The sequence below is a fragment of the Aeromonas sp. AE23HZ002T15 genome (assembly GCF_054165525.2).
In genome coordinates, this window is record NZ_CM201342.1 from 3613784 (window position 1) to 3628630 (window position 14847).

The 14847-nt window shown below is 60.3% G+C and carries 11 protein-coding genes; all 11 read left to right on the forward strand.

What is annotated here, in order from left to right; all coding sequences use genetic code 11:
- Positions 1 to 17: 17 nt before the first annotated feature.
- The 11 genes from phnW (at position 18) to ACT5M9_RS16975 (ending at position 14580) form a co-directional block, all read left to right on the forward strand.
- Positions 18 to 1160 carry a 2-aminoethylphosphonate--pyruvate transaminase gene (gene phnW / locus ACT5M9_RS16925; RefSeq protein WP_457980223.1) on the forward strand — a complete coding sequence of 381 codons (1143 nt, stop codon included), beginning with the start codon at positions 18 to 20 and terminating at the stop codon, positions 1158 to 1160.
- Positions 1157 to 2554 carry an aspartate aminotransferase family protein gene (locus ACT5M9_RS16930; protein WP_457980221.1) on the forward strand — a complete coding sequence of 466 codons (1398 nt, stop codon included), beginning with the start codon at positions 1157 to 1159 and terminating at the stop codon, positions 2552 to 2554. Before phnW ends, ACT5M9_RS16930 begins: the two co-directional genes overlap by 4 nt.
- Complete coding sequence (gene phnX / locus ACT5M9_RS16935) at positions 2547 to 3386, forward strand: phosphonoacetaldehyde hydrolase (RefSeq protein ID WP_457980219.1); 840 nt, start codon at positions 2547 to 2549, stop codon at positions 3384 to 3386. The genes ACT5M9_RS16930 and phnX overlap by 8 nt, the downstream gene beginning before the upstream one ends.
- 538 nt (positions 3387 to 3924) lie before the next feature.
- On the forward strand, positions 3925 to 4686 hold the full coding sequence (locus tag ACT5M9_RS16940; protein WP_457980218.1) for a LuxR family transcriptional regulator: 762 nt from the start codon (positions 3925 to 3927) through the stop codon (positions 4684 to 4686).
- A gap of 237 nt (positions 4687 to 4923) precedes the next feature.
- Positions 4924 to 5442, forward strand: a complete 519-nt coding sequence (hcp1, locus tag ACT5M9_RS16945) for a type VI secretion system effector Hcp1 (protein ID WP_438550283.1) — start codon at positions 4924 to 4926, stop codon at positions 5440 to 5442.
- 60 nt (positions 5443 to 5502) lie between these two features.
- Positions 5503 to 5721, forward strand: coding sequence for a hypothetical protein (locus tag ACT5M9_RS16950; protein WP_438550282.1), 219 nt, complete (start codon positions 5503 to 5505; stop codon positions 5719 to 5721).
- Between the two features lie 138 nt (positions 5722 to 5859).
- Positions 5860 to 7902, forward strand: a complete 2043-nt coding sequence (locus ACT5M9_RS16955; protein ID WP_457980216.1) for a type VI secretion system Vgr family protein — start codon at positions 5860 to 5862, stop codon at positions 7900 to 7902.
- A complete protein-coding gene (locus ACT5M9_RS16960) occupies positions 7902 to 8759 on the forward strand; it encodes a DUF4123 domain-containing protein (protein ID WP_438550280.1) in 858 nt (285 codons plus the stop codon). The genes ACT5M9_RS16955 and ACT5M9_RS16960 overlap by 1 nt, the downstream gene beginning before the upstream one ends.
- Positions 8756 to 12193, forward strand: a complete 3438-nt coding sequence (locus ACT5M9_RS16965; RefSeq protein ID WP_457980214.1) for a toxin VasX — start codon at positions 8756 to 8758, stop codon at positions 12191 to 12193. Before ACT5M9_RS16960 ends, ACT5M9_RS16965 begins: the two co-directional genes overlap by 4 nt.
- Positions 12194 to 12613: 420 nt before the next feature.
- A complete protein-coding gene (locus ACT5M9_RS16970) occupies positions 12614 to 13345 on the forward strand; it encodes a hypothetical protein (RefSeq protein ID WP_438550278.1) in 732 nt (243 codons plus the stop codon).
- A 62-nt stretch (positions 13346 to 13407) separates the two neighbouring features.
- On the forward strand, positions 13408 to 14580 hold the full coding sequence (locus ACT5M9_RS16975; RefSeq protein WP_457980212.1) for a hypothetical protein: 1173 nt from the start codon (positions 13408 to 13410) through the stop codon (positions 14578 to 14580).
- Positions 14581 to 14847: the final 267 nt, after the last annotated feature.

Consider the following 14847-nt stretch of genomic DNA (forward strand, 5'->3'; position numbering starts at 1 on the left):
ACCAAATGGAGCAAGTCATGACCCACATTCCTGCCGCCCCCGCTGCCGTCGACTACCTGCTGTTGACCCCGGGCCCCCTCTCGACCACTCCCACGGTGCGCGCCGCCATGTTGCAGGACAGCTGCACCTGGGATGCGGACTACAACCTGGGGGTGGTGGAGCCCATCCGCCGCGAGCTGGTGCGCCTGGCCATGAGCCCGGAATATGTTGCCGACCACAGCGCCGTGCTGCTGCAGGGCAGCGGCAGCTACGTGGTGGAGAGCGTGCTGGGTTCGGCGATCGGGCCCGATGATTGCCTGCTCATCATCAACAACGGTGCCTACGGGGCCCGCATGGTGGAGATGGCGCTCTGCCTTGGCCTGCGCCACCTTGAACTCGACTGTGGCGAGACGGAGCGCCCGGAGGCGGCGGCCATCGAGGCCCTGCTCGGCCAGTACCCCGGGATCACCCATCTGGCCATGGTGCACTGCGAGACCACCACCGGCATGTTGAATCCGCTGGAGGAGGTGGCGGCGCTCTGCCAGCGCCGCGGCATCCGGCTCATCGTCGACGCCATGAGCAGCTTTGGCGGCATCCCCATCGACATGGGGCGCCTTGGCATCGAGTTTCTCATCAGCTCCGCCAACAAGTGCATCCAGGGGGTGCCGGGTTTTGGCTTCGTCATCGCCCGCCGCTCGGCTCTCGCGGCCTGCGCCGGTCGGGCCCGCTCCGTCTCCCTCGATCTGCACGCCCAGTGGCAGACCATGGAGCAGCAGGGGGGCAAGTGGCGCTTCACCTCGCCGACCCACACCGTGCTGGCCTTCGCCCAGGCGCTGCGGGAGCTGGAGGAAGAGGGGGGCATAGCCGCCCGCCATCGCCGCTATCAAGAGAACCAGCGCACCCTGGTAGAAGGCATGGCCGCCCTCGGCTTCGAGCCCCTGCTGCCCGCGCCCTGGCAATCCCCCATCATCACGGCGTTTTACTCCCCCACCCATCCCGACTATCGCTTCGCTGATTTCTATCAGCGCCTCAAGGCCCAGGGCTTCGTCATCTACCCGGGCAAGGTCTCCCGGGCGGATTGCTTCCGCATCGGCAACATAGGGGACGTGACTCCGCCCCGGGTGCGCGGGCTGCTGAGCGCCATGGCAGGCGCCTGTTACTGGCAGGAGGGGGCGCAATGAGCCGCCATCCGACCCTGCCCGGCGGCGGCCTCGCTGACACCGAGGGAGACATCAACCTGGGGGAGACGCGCCTGCGCTGGTGGGCGGGGCAGAGCGAGCCCGTGCGCGATGGCCTGGCCGAAGATGGCCGTTATTTCCTCCATCAGGCCCTCTCCAGCCCCTGCCTCGATCTGCTGACGGGGGCGCAGGGGAGCCGGTTGACCAGCGCATCCGGCCATCAGTATCTGGATTTTCACGGCAACAGCGTGCACCAGCTCGGCCACGGTCACCCTAGCGTGGTGGCGCGGGTGCAGCAACAGCTGGCGGATCTGCCGTTTGCGCCGCGCCGCTACACCAATAGGGTTGCCATCGACTGTGCCCGCACCCTGGCCGAGCTGGCCCCCGGCGATCTCAACCGGGTGCTGTTTGCGCCAGGGGGGAGCGAGGTGGTGGGCATAGCCCTCAAGCTCGCCCGCTTCATCACGGGCAACAGCAAGGTGGTCTCGCTCTGGGATGCGTTCCACGGCGCCTCCCTCGACGCCATCTCGGTCGGTGGCGAGGCCTGTTTTCGCGCCGGGATGGGGCCTCTGCTCCCCGGGGTGGAGCGGATCCCGCCTCCCACCCGTTATCGCGGGGCCTGGTATCGCGGCGAGGGGGAGGATCTGCACTACGCCGACTACCTCGAATACGTGATTGAGAAGGAAGGGGGCATAGGCGCCTTCATCGCCGAGCCCATCCGCAACACGGACGTGCAGGTGCCATCTCGCGCCTACTGGCAGCGGGTGCGGGAGATCTGCGATCGCCATGGGGTGCTGCTCATCGCCGACGAGATCCCCAATGCCCTCGGTCGCACCGGCCACTGGTTCAGCTTCGAGGAGTTCGGCATCGAGCCCGACATCATCTGCCTCGGCAAGGGGCTGGGGGGAGGCATTGTGCCGTTTGCCGCCCTCATCACCCGGGATCGTTTCAATCAGGCGGCGGCCATCTCCCTGGGTCACTACACCCACGAGAAGAGCCCCATCGGCTGCGCGGCGGCCCTGGCCACCATAGACGTGATCTGTGAAGAGGGGCTGCTGGCCAAGGTGCAGGAGGATGGCCGCTTCATGGCCGCCGAACTGGCCAAGCTCGCCGAGCGCCACCCCCTGATAGGCCAGGTGCGCGGCATCGGCCTGCTGTGGGCGCTGGATCTGGTGGCAGATCACCAGAGCCGGGCCCGGGCCAGCGCCGCCGCCGAGCGGTTGCTCTACCGCTGCCTCGCGCTGGGTCTGAGCTTCAAGGTCTCCCAGGGCAACGTCATCCAGCTTTCACCCCCCCTCAACATCAGCCGCGCCGATCTGGCGCAGGCCATTGCCATCCTCGATCAGGCCCTTGGCGAGATCGAAGCCTCACAGGAACAGGAAAACTCACATGACTGAGACACAGATAGCCATTCACAGCGCCACGGACGTACAGGGGATGATCCTCGATTGGGCCGGTACAGTGGTGGACTTTGGTTCCTTCGCGCCGACCTCCATCTTCGTGGAGGCGTTCGCCCGGGCGTTTGATTTTGAGGTGACCCTGGACGAGGCGCGCCAGCCCATGGGCCTTGGCAAGTGGGATCACATCGCGACTCTGGGCCGCCTGCCCTCGGTGGATGCCCGCTGGCAGGCCCGCTTCGGCCACCCCATGAGCCGCGAAGAGGTGGATCACCTCTATCACACCTTCATGCCGCTTCAGATAGCGGCGGTGACCCGCTTCGCCGCCCCTATCCCGGGCGTATTGCCTGTGCTGGCGAGCCTGCGGGCCCGGGGGCTGCGCATCGGCTCCTGCTCCGGCTATCCGCGCCCCGTGATGGAGGCCCTGGTGCCGGCGGCGGCCGAGCTGGGTTATCGTCCGGATCACTGGATCGCTACCGACGATCTCCAGGCCGGCGGGCGCCCCGGCCCTTGGATGGCGCTGGCCAATGTGATTGAGCTCGGGTTAAGCGCAGTGCATCGCTGCATCAAGGTGGACGACGCCGTGCCCGGTATCAGCGAGGGTCTGAATGCCGGCATGTGGACCGTGGGGCTCTCTGTCTCCGGTAACGAGTTTGGCGCCACCCTGGAGGAGTTTGCGGCCATGGGGCAGGAGGAGGTCGCCGCGCGGCGTGCCCCCGCCGAGGCCAAGCTGCGCCAGGCGGGGGCCCACTATGTGATCGACACCCTGGCGGACATAGCGCCCGTGGTCGCCGACATCAACCGCCGGCTGGCGCTGGGGGAGCGTCCCTGAGGGGCGGACACGCGATCAGGTCCGGAGGGAGGCGGGGCTCAGTCATCCGAGCCCTTGCCATGCGGCCTGCGAGCCGGATCCCGGATCCGGCTTATTTCCATATCAGTCATCTATATAAGCCATTGATATCACCCACCTATGATCGTGCTTGTTGCGAACAGGTGCGGGTTTCTGATGGAGGTGGGCTTGTACGGGTCTTTATTGGTAGAAATGAGTGGCTACCCCGCCCAAACAGGGTCAGAACGGCAAGATGCGGCAGTTTAATATGCTGAATTTTACGGATTTTAATTGTGTAAAATATGTCAATTGGAGTTTTTATTTACTAAATATATTAATAATTAGGTCTGTTCCCGTTTTTATGGGATGGTAGGTTTGGTTTCGAGTGGTTCCGACCATTCACTCATATGGCCCAGCTGACTCGCGTCACCGGGTCTTTTTGTTTTTGTAGCCTGGCTGTTGCTATTTGTTAACGGTCGGTTCAGCGTCCATTGGGGTTGGGGCTGAACAATGTGGCTAACGTTTCAAGCAAGATAATGACATGGATACAACTGACGCATTAGACCTCATCTCCCAGTTCGACGGGGCCAGGGATGAACGCACCATAGTGGCGCTGCTACGCAAACTGACGGCACAAATGGGGTTTGACCATTTTCGCATGGCCCTGATCTTCCCCAATACCATACAGCGGCCGGATGTCATCATCTTCAATGGCTGCCCCCAGGCCTGGGTGGATGCCTATACCCAGGCGAACTTCTTTGCCATCGATCCCGTGGTGCAGCGCGGCATGGTGCAGAGCACCCCCATCTTGTGGGCGGATCTCATGGGGGAGGGAGTGTGTGACGAGCAGAGCCTGGCGGTCATGACCCTGGCCCGGGAGGCTGGGCTGTGCGATGGCATCACCTTCCCCTGGCACGGGGCCAACGGTCACGTCGGCCTGCTCTCGCTGATCGCCAGTGCGCCGCGCACCGAAGCCCGGTGGCTGGCGGATGTGCCCTCCCTCACCTGGCTCTCCATGCACATCTTCGAAGCGGTGGCGCGGGTCTGCCTGGTGGGGGTCTCTCCCCACGATGCCCTGAGCCTTAGGGAGCTGGAGGTGTGCCGCTGGGCGGCCGAGGGCAAGCAGACCAGCGATATTGCCCAGATCCTGGGGATCACCCCGCGCACTGTGACGTTCCATCTGAACAACGTGGTGACCAAGCTGGGGGCGAACAGCAAGTGTCAGGCCATCTCTTGGGCACTCAAGCAGGGGGTCGTCAGGCTGAATGTGGAGCTGGCGTCGGTCGCCAATGTGGATGAGTAGCAGTGGACTCGTCGGTCTGGCGCAATTAATTGCCCGCCATGCAGATGAATATGCTGATAATGCAATGCTTTACGGTTTAAGTGGTTGGTGAATGCGGTTTGTTGCGCTACTTGTGCTGCTTGGTGTCGGATGAGTTCTGCTAGCCCATTGAAATATAAGCATTAAACAAGATGGCATGGTCGCTGCTAATGGTTTCGGTTGAGTGTCATCACCGTTCAACCAATCAGGAGCATACTCATGCCAACTCCATGTTATATCAGCATCGAAGGTAAAACCCAGGGCAACATTACCGCCGGTGCCTTCACCTCCGACTCCGTCGGCAACATCTTCGTGCAGGGCCACGAAGACGAGATGCTGGTGCAGGAATTCCAGCACGTCGTCACCGTGCCGACCGATCCGCAATCCGGTCAGCCTGCCGGCCAGCGTGTCCACAAGCCGTTCAAGTTCACCGTGGCCCTGAACAAGGCCGTGCCCCTGATGTACAACTCTCTGGCCTCCGGTGAGATGCTGCCGAAAGTGACCCTGAAGTGGTACCGCACCTCCGTCGAGGGCAAGCAGGAGCACTTCTTCAGCACAGTGCTGACCGATGCCACCATCGTCGACATCGACTGCCAAATGCCCCACTGCCAGGATCCGGCCATGTCCGACTTCACCCAGCTGATCCAGGTCTCCCTGGCCTACCGCAAGATCGATTGGGAGCACACCGTCGCCGGTACTTCCGGTGCGGACGACTGGCGTGCGCCGATCGAGGCTTAATTGCCGCGATCGCGCTGATCGAGGGGGCCGAGGCCCCCTTCTTTGACTGGAGGAAGGATCATGCCCAAAGAGAGTTTCTATCCCGACCATAAAGAACCCCATGTGCACCTGCACAAGGGGGGCGCCACCTTCACCGACGTGGGTCACAACCACCGCACACTGCAAAATGGATCCGTTCTCTACCGTGGTGTGGTGCGCGAAGTGATCGCCGATCTGCAGACGCGGGGGGATGATCGTAGCCGGGAACTGGCGACCTACATCCATCGCAACTTCTCCTGAATCCACCGGGCCGCTTGTCGGCCCGCTTGCGTTTCTCCCGTTCGGTAAGCGCCGCGTGCGGCGTTCACCCAACTTGAGATGACCGACGGCGCGCCGCTGAGCGCGCCAGCCACGGCACGAACAGACAAGGGGCTCACGATGGCCAACAGCACGGGATTACAGTTCACGGTGAAGGTGGGGGCCTTGCCAGAGAGCACCTTCGTGGTGGCGGAATTTGCGCTGGAAGAGGCGTTAAACGGCCCCTTCCAGCTGAGGCTGGAACTTGCCAGCCCCCAGCCGGACGTGGACTTCGGCGCCGTGCTGGACCAGCCCTGCGAGCTGCTCATCTGGTACAACGGTGAGCTGCAGCGCCGGGTGTGCGGTGTGGTGAGCGATTTTTCCCAGGGGGACAGCGGTTTTCGCCGCACCCGCTATCAGCTGTTGGTGCAGCCGGCCCTGTGGCGCCTCTCATTGCGCCAAAATTCCCGCATCTTCCAGGCCCAGAAGCCGGACGAAATCCTCTCCATCTTGCTGCAAGAGCACGGCATCACCGACTACGCCTTCGCGCTGAAAAACGAGCACGTCCAGCGGGAATACTGCGTCCAGTACCGAGAGACAGATCTCGATTTCGTGAACCGGCTCGCCGCCGAAGAGGGGCTCTTCTACTTCCACGAATTTGAGCAGGGCAAACATCGCATCGTCTTTGCCGATGATGCCGCCGCGCTGACCGCGGGCCCCGAGCTCTTCTTCAACCTCGGCAACCGCTCCTTGGAGCAGGGCCCCTATGTGCGCCAGTTCCACTATCGGGAGGCGGTGAGGACGTCGGATGTGGAGCTCAAGGACTACAGCTTCAAGACCCCGGCCTATGGTCTCTCCCACAAGCAGCGCGGCGCCGAGCTCGCCCATCAGCGCGATACCTATCAGCATTTCGACTCCCCAGGCCGCTACAAGCGGGATCCGAGCGGCAAGGCCTTTGCCCAGCATCGGCTCGATGCCCTGCGCAACGACGCCGTCACCGGCCAGGGTAAGTCCAACTGCGCGGCCCTGTCGCCGGGTCAGACGTTTTCCCTCACCGAACACCCGAACGGCGTGCTCAACGCCGACTGGCAAATCGTGCACATCAGCCACACCGGCCAACAGCCCCAGGCGCTGGAGGAGGAGGGAGGCAGCGGTCCCACCGTCTATCACAACGAATTCGGGGTGGTGAAAGGGAGCACCACCTGGCGTGCGCGCATCGGCAGCCCGGAGGCTCCCCACAAGCCCATGGTGGACGGTCCGCAGATCGCGACCGTAGTGGGGCCGGACGGGGAGGAGATCTACTGCGACGAGCACGGCCGGGTGAAGCTGCAGTTCCCCTGGGACCGCTACGGCAGCTCAAACGATCAGAGCTCCTGCTGGGTGCGGGTGAGCCAGGGCTGGGCCGGTGGTCAGTACGGCATGATGACCATCCCGCGCATCGGCCACGAGGTGATAGTGAGCTTCCTGGAAGGGGATCCGGATCAGCCGATTATCACGGGCCGCACCTACCACGCCACCAACCGTCCGCCCTACGAGTTGCCGGTCAACAAGACCCGCACCGTGCTGCGCACCGAGACCCATCAGGGGGAAGGGTTCAACGAGCTGAGATTCGAAGATCAGGCGGGCAAGGAAGAGATCTATATCCACGGTCAGAAAGACCTGAATTGGCTCATCGAGAACGACGCGGCCTGGCACATCAAACACGACGAGCACAGGGACATCGACAATGAGCGGGTGACCCGCATCAAGGCCAATGACCATCTCACCGTGAACGGCGAGAAGCGGGATCAGATCAAGGCAGACTATTCGCTCACCGTGGATGCCTCCATGCACCAGAAGCTCGGGCAATCTTTCCTGGTGGAGGTGGGCACCGAGGCGCACCACAAGGCGGGGATGAAGATAGTGATGGAAGCGGGCGCCGAGTTGACGCTCAAGGTCGGTGGCAGTTTTGTCAAAATCGATCCGAGCGGTGTCACTCTCTCTGGCGGCTCCATCAAGATGAACTCCGGCGGCAGCCCGGGATCCGGTTCCGGCTGGGCGGGGCAGATGCCTATACAGCCCGGTGCAGTTGAGGTGGTAGCCCCACCTCCCCCCATGGAGCCTGCGCGTCAAATCGCGACGCTGAAATCGGCAGAACCGGTCTGTGAAATTTGTGAACAGCTGGCCAAGGGGGAGAGCCAGTAATGGTTTTGCCCGAGTTTGATTTGGCCAAAGGAGATCACCTCTATCTGCTGCTCGATGGCGGGCAGATCCCCGAGCTTGAACGGCAGTTGTTTGAGGTAACCGATAGCCCTGCCTATCAACCTATATATCTCTATGCACCTTGGGATGCCCTGCGAGAAGCCTCTCCCTGCTTGGTTGAGGCGTCACCAGCACTGCTCGATTGGTATGCCCACGGAGAAGAGGGGTGGGGATATCTCCTTTCCTCTCGTCTCCCGTTATTACCACTCGCGGAGCGGCTACGCCAATTGATCGAGGTTGAAAGTTCTTACGGTAGTCGCATTTTGCTCAAGATGGCTCAACCCGATGGCATGTTCCGCCTACTGCTCGATGACGAGCCTTGGCTTTGGCAGGCTATTGAGCAGGTATGGATCCCTGTGCACAAGTTGCTGCGCCCAAACTCCCCTGCCGAATGGTGGAACAAAAAGGTTTCCACGTCGGAACTGCCAGTTGGCAAGTTGCTACGTCTGAGTGATGCCCAGTGGACACGTCTTGGAGAGGTAACCTGGTTGAACACCCTAAATGATATCTGGCGCCATATGGAGAAATGGTTCCCCGAACGTCTGGGTGAACAGCTTGATGCTCGTCAGTGGGTCGCAGAGTGGGCTGAATGGGGCTATGGCAAAGGGTTCGAAAGCCCAAGGGACCTGTTGTTTTTCTTCAATGTACTGGGTTACCTCGGCACTGCCTGGAAGGAGAGTGACGCTTATCCCGCCATTACAGCACTGCTCATGTGTACTTCTTCACTCACCCCCTCACAGAGAATTGAGCGAGCCGCCGAGCTCGCCGAGACACAACATAGAATGGGAACTGAGATATGAGTGCTAATCAAGACGCTGCAGCAGCAAGCAGTGCCAATGCTCAGGGGAGCACTAAAGCTTGCCCATTGAAGAAGAACAAGATTCAACTATTACCGGTTCGTTATGCGTTGGTTGAACAGAAAACGGTCCATCCAGCCATAGCCAGCAACCATGCTGCCAACATCAAGTACCGCCCCGTCGGGATCCGATTGATTGACGAGACGAGCTATCTCTATGTGATCCACAGCAAGCGCCCCGATATCATCCATGCCTATCAATTGGCGGAGAACGGGGGCGTTGCCAAGCTGGAGCAGAAAGGACTGGCATCCGCCTCAGGCAAGGAGGCGTTTGTTTATCAGGAATCGGACTCTACCATAGTGGTCAGTCGTTCCGGTTCTGTGCAGGTGCTTTACAGTCGCACCAAGATCTCGCCCAAGCTGCAAGGCCAGCTGCTGCGCTCCCCCAAGCTACGTCAAAAGATGATGCAAACCTGCCAGTTGGGCGGTTTTGATTGTCAAAATGGGTCTCGACATCTGCTGCCACCTGAGCAGCTTGAGAAGCATCTTGCAGAGGTACACCCGCAGCAAAGCACTCATGCCAAAACCGATCAGTGGTGTTGGTTGACCCAAACGCCAAAAACGCAAAGTGCTAGCGTATTGACCAGCAAAATACTGCCTGCTTACCAGGGGGAGGCCGCCATCCTGCTGCTGGAGGATCCGATCGGTCTGATGACAGAGTTGGCCAGCGCCTATCAGGCGATGGTGGAGCAAGAAGAACAATGGATGACCGAAGGTTATAACCGGGCGGATTACTTTGCTGCCGCTCAGTTGCTCCAACTGGTTGAGATGAGCGACGACCTCTTGTTGATGCAGTCGGCGGACAATCAAAAGTTGGCCGAGTACAGCAAGGCCCATCCCAATGCGTTGGAGAATCGCTATCGCGACTATTGGAAGGCCAAGCAAGACTATGAAGCCGCATTGAAGAAGATGAATCGCCCCAGCGCCTCGCCGTTTGGCGATAAAAAGACGTTCGAAGCCTATCGTTCCGAGCTGGCCAAGAACGACGTGATGGCAAAGGAAGCAGGCGTCTCCAGCCAAGAGTTAAAGGCGATGTTTGACCGCGCCGGTGAGCAGAAGAAAGACCTGCTCTACGGCGAAAGCTGGATGGGCATGCGGATAGCACGAGGGATCCTGGAGCGCATCGATGAGGAGGCCATGCGCGCCTGGTACGGGCCGGCTCAGGCCAAGGTCACCCATTGGCGGGAAAGCTGTTTCCAGCTTGAAACCGACAGGGTTGCCATGCTGCCAGCGGCCTACACGGCCATTCCCGTCTATGACAAAGAGGTGCAGGAGCAGTTCAAACGTCGGCTGGATGAGGAGTATCACTGGTTGCTTGGTCTGGGAGACGATCCGGAACACAGGCAGAAAGTCAGTGTATTTTTCGCCACCTTGGGTGAGCAGAACACCCATCTCTGGGTTTCCAACGCCGACAATATTGCTACCGTTGAAGACTATGACGGGCTTGAAGGGGACATCAACAACGCGCTGGGGGTGAAGGACAGTACCAGTGCACTGATCGATGGCCTGGCTGGCCTCAAGGAGTTTCAGGCACAGATGGCAGGGGTGCATCTCAAGCTCATAGACAGCGTCCCTGCACAGTTGCAAGGCTCCATGAGCAGGCTGGCGTCGGAACTCGGCCGTCTGGCGATCCCCGAGCTGCAAAAAATGGCTGAACGGATACATGCGGCCCAGGGGCAGGCAGATAGCCTGCTGCGCCATGCCAGACCCGGCACCATTGCCATGCTGTTGGGTCAGGCGAAGAATGCGGCCGTCACCCTGGATATCGGCACTCAGAGTGATGCTGGTTACACGCAGTGGCAGCAGAAAACCTTGGGTACGTTGGGGACGCTGCGCAAACGCGCTGAGTCTGCCACCAGTGAATACAACAAGGCGAGCAAGAGTACCGCCACCGACAGCAAGATTAGAGCTCGCGCCAATGCCGAGTGGGCCGCGGTGCAGCGTGAAAGTACGGCGCTGCGCGAGCAGGTGTTTGCACACAGCCAGCCGGTGGCCCGCCCCGGCGAGCCTCACCCTGTATCCCATATCGTGGTCAAGGCCAGCGGCGCTACCCTGACCGAGATAGAAGAGCACTTGCGTTTGAGCCGCGCCGCCTTGCGCAACCAGGTACTGTTTGGCAATGCGGCCAGACCCGCCTTGGGCGGGGCAACCCTCAGCGGCAGCCTGGGCCTGGTAGTACTAATGGCCAACTGGTTCAACTTTGCCAAGACGGTGGGGGATCTGGCCCATAAGAGTGAAAACACAGGAGCACAGAACTTTGACTTATGGTCTGCCACGTTGGGGTTGATGGGGGCTGCATTGGCGCTTGGTGTCGAGGTGGTGCGCACTTCCGCCTATTGCCGCTGGCTCAAGGAGGGGGCTGAGAGCAGCCTAAAGGCGACCGGCCGGGTGGTGACGCTAGGGACCACTTTGGTCGCTGTTTTGGGTACAGGGTCAGCATTGTTTGATGGTTATAAGCAAGCCTCTCAGATAGGTCGTCATTGGCGCCGGGGGGAGTGGGAGCCCATGGTCGCCTCGGCCATCACCTTGAGTGGTGATGGCCTGCAAGCCTATGCCAGCGGAAAAGTAATGTTGGCTGGGACCCGGCTCGGCATGGCTGCCATCGCCGGGGAGATCAGCTGGCAGCAGGCCGCCGCCGTTACGCTGCGCTTCGCGGTTCGATTGAATCCTTATATGTGGCTGGCCAGCGCCCTGATCTTCGGTGGCGAGCTGGCCTATAACTTCCTTACCTCGACCCCGCTGATGCGCTGGGTCAGCGAGTCTCGCTGGGGCAAGCGCGGCATGCTGCCATTTCTGCACGCCAATCAGGAGTGGGAGTACGATATGCAACTGCGCAAGTGGCAGGAGGTGATGCAGACCCCGCGCCTGAGGATTAAGTACAACACCGAGACCAAGACGCAGCAGAGGCTGATGGTGGGCACCATCGTCGATGTGCCGGTACAGCAACGGGTGTTGACCCAGCTGCGCATTCTGCTGCCCATGACAGCCCCCGAGCAGGTTAAACTCGCCGTCCTGGTAAAGAGCGAGGGCAAGCTGGTCGATTTCACCGACCACTTTCGCCAGACCGCACCTGTGGCACAGGAGGGGTTGTATACCCGCCTCGACTTCGACTGGCCCCAGGATGAAGTCAGTAGACGGCGCATGGCGTGGCTGCATCTGGTGATCTCGGTCACCACGGCGGAAGGTAACCAGTTGTTTGAGGAGCAGGGGGGGCTGCGCTTTTCCCTTAATCTGCAGCAGTTGCAGGGGCAGGAAGAGGCCAAGCTGGCCGGTGATGAGCCGGGTTGGAGCCAGGTGGAGGCACTCGACGAGGATGACAACTTCCCCCTGACCCGTGGCAAGATAGTGGCCCAGTTGCAACCCCTGCTGAACCGATAACGAGGACCTATGAAACATTCCCCATTGCCGTTTTTTGCCGGCCAGCACAGGCAGGAGCGCCTCGGCGCCCGTACCGTATTCAGCCCCTTGCCGGTGATGACCAATGTGCCGCCGGTGCGCCGCGCCGATTGGTTGACCCAAAAGCATCCCCACTATATCGAGCTGGGAGGGGCGGGTGGTTCCCTCTTTCAAACTCAAATACTCTATTCGGTCTGGGTGCTTGGCCTACTCATCTTTGCTGGAATGTTTTGGGGGCCTCCTGGAAATGGGATGAGCAACGGGCAAGGCTGGGCTGGCGTCTGGACTGGATTGTATGAGGAGGTCTGGATCGGGGCGAACCAATGGGCGATGGAGTTTAGCTGGGAGAATCTGCTTGGCACCATTTTATTACTTGGAACGATGCCTGGTTTAGCTTTGTTTTTGACAGTCAAGATACTGAGAGAGCACCAACAGCAACTTCGCCGAGTATTGCCATTTCGCTTTCACCGCCAGCGTCGCGAGGTGATGCTGTCGCGCTGGGACAAGCGCACCAAGCGCACCGAAGTCCGGATATTCCCTTGGGAAGAGATGTGCGCCATGGTGGGAGAGGGCTCAGCCGTCTCGGTCAGCGGTGTCATGACCATGGCAAGCCTGTTTTTCGGTATCAACTCGGACGAGCGACCCGGCCACTTCTGGTCCGGCATGAACGTCGGCACCCTTAGCAAGGAGGTGGGGGCCGGTGAGTGGGAGATGATCCGCCGCTATATGGAAGAGGGGCCCGAGGCCATCGATGAGCCGGCCCCGGTCACCTTTGACGGCATGATTGAGGAGTTCTGTCGGGAACGCAAGATACCCCGCAGCGCCTTCTCGCCCCTGCGTCGCCTCTGGTGGGAACTGAACGGTACCCGCTTTGGTATATTGCGCATCAATATTCAGAGCCGCTTGCAGCAGCGCTTCGCTGAGCGCTACTTCGCTGCCCATCCCGAGTTGGCAGCCTGGAGTGAGCCATTGCCACCCGAGCAGTGGGCCAAACCGAGCGAGCGGCTGACCCGTTGCAACCAGCTGCTGGCGGAGCAATATGCCCAGGGTCGGAACATCTTCACCGTAGGTGACGTGCGTGAGTTGCTGGGGGAAGAGATAACCCCGCAGGCCGCTCAGGCGTTGACACCCTAATGGATACCATCGTTGGTGGGATGTGACTGCCACCCACCTGACAGCATCGATATAGAGAACGGATGAAACACTCAGCATTGCCGTTTTTTGCCGGCCAACACCGCCAGGAGCGCTTCGGCGCCCGTACCGTATTCAGCCCCCTGCCGGTGATGACCAATGTGCCACCGGTGCGCCGCACTGACTGGCTGACCAAAAAGTACCCCCACTATATCGAGCTGGGGGGGGCGGGAGGCTCTCTCTTTCAAACACAAATCCTGTATATGTATTGGATCATGGGATTGGTCGTTTTTGCTGCATTCTTTTGGGGGCCGCCCGGTCATAATGGGTTGAGCGACGGGCAGAGCTGGGCTGGCGTTTGGGCTGGCAACTATCAGGAGGTCTGGGTAGGGCACAACCAATGGGTGATGGAGTTTAGCTGGATGAATCTGCTGGGTGCCGTTGTGTTACTAGGAATGGGGCCCGGTTTTGCCTTGTTTTTGACATTAAAAATGTTGTGGGAGCATCAACAACAACTTCGCCGAGTATTACCGTTCCGCTTTCACCGCCAGCGCCGCGAAGTGATGCTGTCGCGCTGGGACAAGCGCACCAAGCGCACCGAAGTCCGGATTTTCCCTTGGGAAGAGATGTGCGCCATGGTGGGAGAAGGCTCAGCCGTCTCGGTGAGTGGTGTCATGACCATGGCGAGCCTTTTTTTCGGTATCAACTCGGACGAGCGACCCGGCCACTTCTGGTCCGGCATGAATGTCGGCACCCTCAGCAAGGAGGTGGGGGCCGGCGAGTGGGAGATGATCCGCCGATATATGGAAGAGGGGCCCGAGGTCATCGACGAGCCGGCCCCGGTCACCTTTGACGGCATGATTGAGGAGTTCTGTCGGGAGCGGAAGATACCCCGCAGCGCCTTCTCCCCCTTGCGCCGCCTTTGGTGGGAACTGAACGGCACCCGTTTTGGTATACTGCGCATCAATATCCAGAGCCGCTTGCAGCAGCGCTTCGCCGAACACTACTTCGCTGCCCATCCCGAGCTGGCAGCCTGGAGTGAGCCATTGCCACCCGAGCAGTGGGCCAAACCGAGCGAGCGGCTGACCCGTTGCAACCAGCTGCTGGCGGAACAATATGCCCAGGGCCGGAACATCTTCACCGTGGGTGACGTGCGTGAGTTGCTGGGGGAGGAGATAACCCCGCAGGCCGTTCAGGCGTTGACCCCTTCAACCCATGAGTCGGTTTGCTCTGCCTAAGTGGGCTCTATCTGCTTCGCAAGGCGAGATGGAAAGATGCCTGAAGTTGCTACTATCACTGCCAGCTCGCTTGTTCTAGTAGAGAACTGGACTCCAGGTTATAGACCGGGCCATGACCTGCATAGGTGGTGCAGTAGATCATGAAGCAGATTAGTTATGGGATGAGGATAACTTGGCAAGATATTTTATATCCCATGATGTTTTAGTTTTTACTATTTAGACTCTTAGAGTTGCAATATATATTGTTGTCAATGTCAGGCTTTTATT

Coding starts and splice junctions, on each gene's coding strand:
- phnW (WP_457980223.1), top strand. CDS start 18: ATGACCCACATTCCTGCCGCCCCCGCTGCCGTCGACTACCTGCTGTTG.
- ACT5M9_RS16930 (WP_457980221.1), top strand. CDS start 1,157: ATGAGCCGCCATCCGACCCTGCCCGGCGGCGGCCTCGCTGACACCGAG.
- phnX (WP_457980219.1), top strand. CDS start 2,547: ATGACTGAGACACAGATAGCCATTCACAGCGCCACGGACGTACAGGGG.
- ACT5M9_RS16940 (WP_457980218.1), top strand. CDS start 3,925: ATGGATACAACTGACGCATTAGACCTCATCTCCCAGTTCGACGGGGCC.
- hcp1 (WP_438550283.1), top strand. CDS start 4,924: ATGCCAACTCCATGTTATATCAGCATCGAAGGTAAAACCCAGGGCAAC.
- ACT5M9_RS16950 (WP_438550282.1), top strand. CDS start 5,503: ATGCCCAAAGAGAGTTTCTATCCCGACCATAAAGAACCCCATGTGCAC.
- ACT5M9_RS16955 (WP_457980216.1), top strand. CDS start 5,860: ATGGCCAACAGCACGGGATTACAGTTCACGGTGAAGGTGGGGGCCTTG.
- ACT5M9_RS16960 (WP_438550280.1), top strand. CDS start 7,902: ATGGTTTTGCCCGAGTTTGATTTGGCCAAAGGAGATCACCTCTATCTG.
- ACT5M9_RS16965 (WP_457980214.1), top strand. CDS start 8,756: ATGAGTGCTAATCAAGACGCTGCAGCAGCAAGCAGTGCCAATGCTCAG.
- ACT5M9_RS16975 (WP_457980212.1), top strand. CDS start 13,408: ATGAAACACTCAGCATTGCCGTTTTTTGCCGGCCAACACCGCCAGGAG.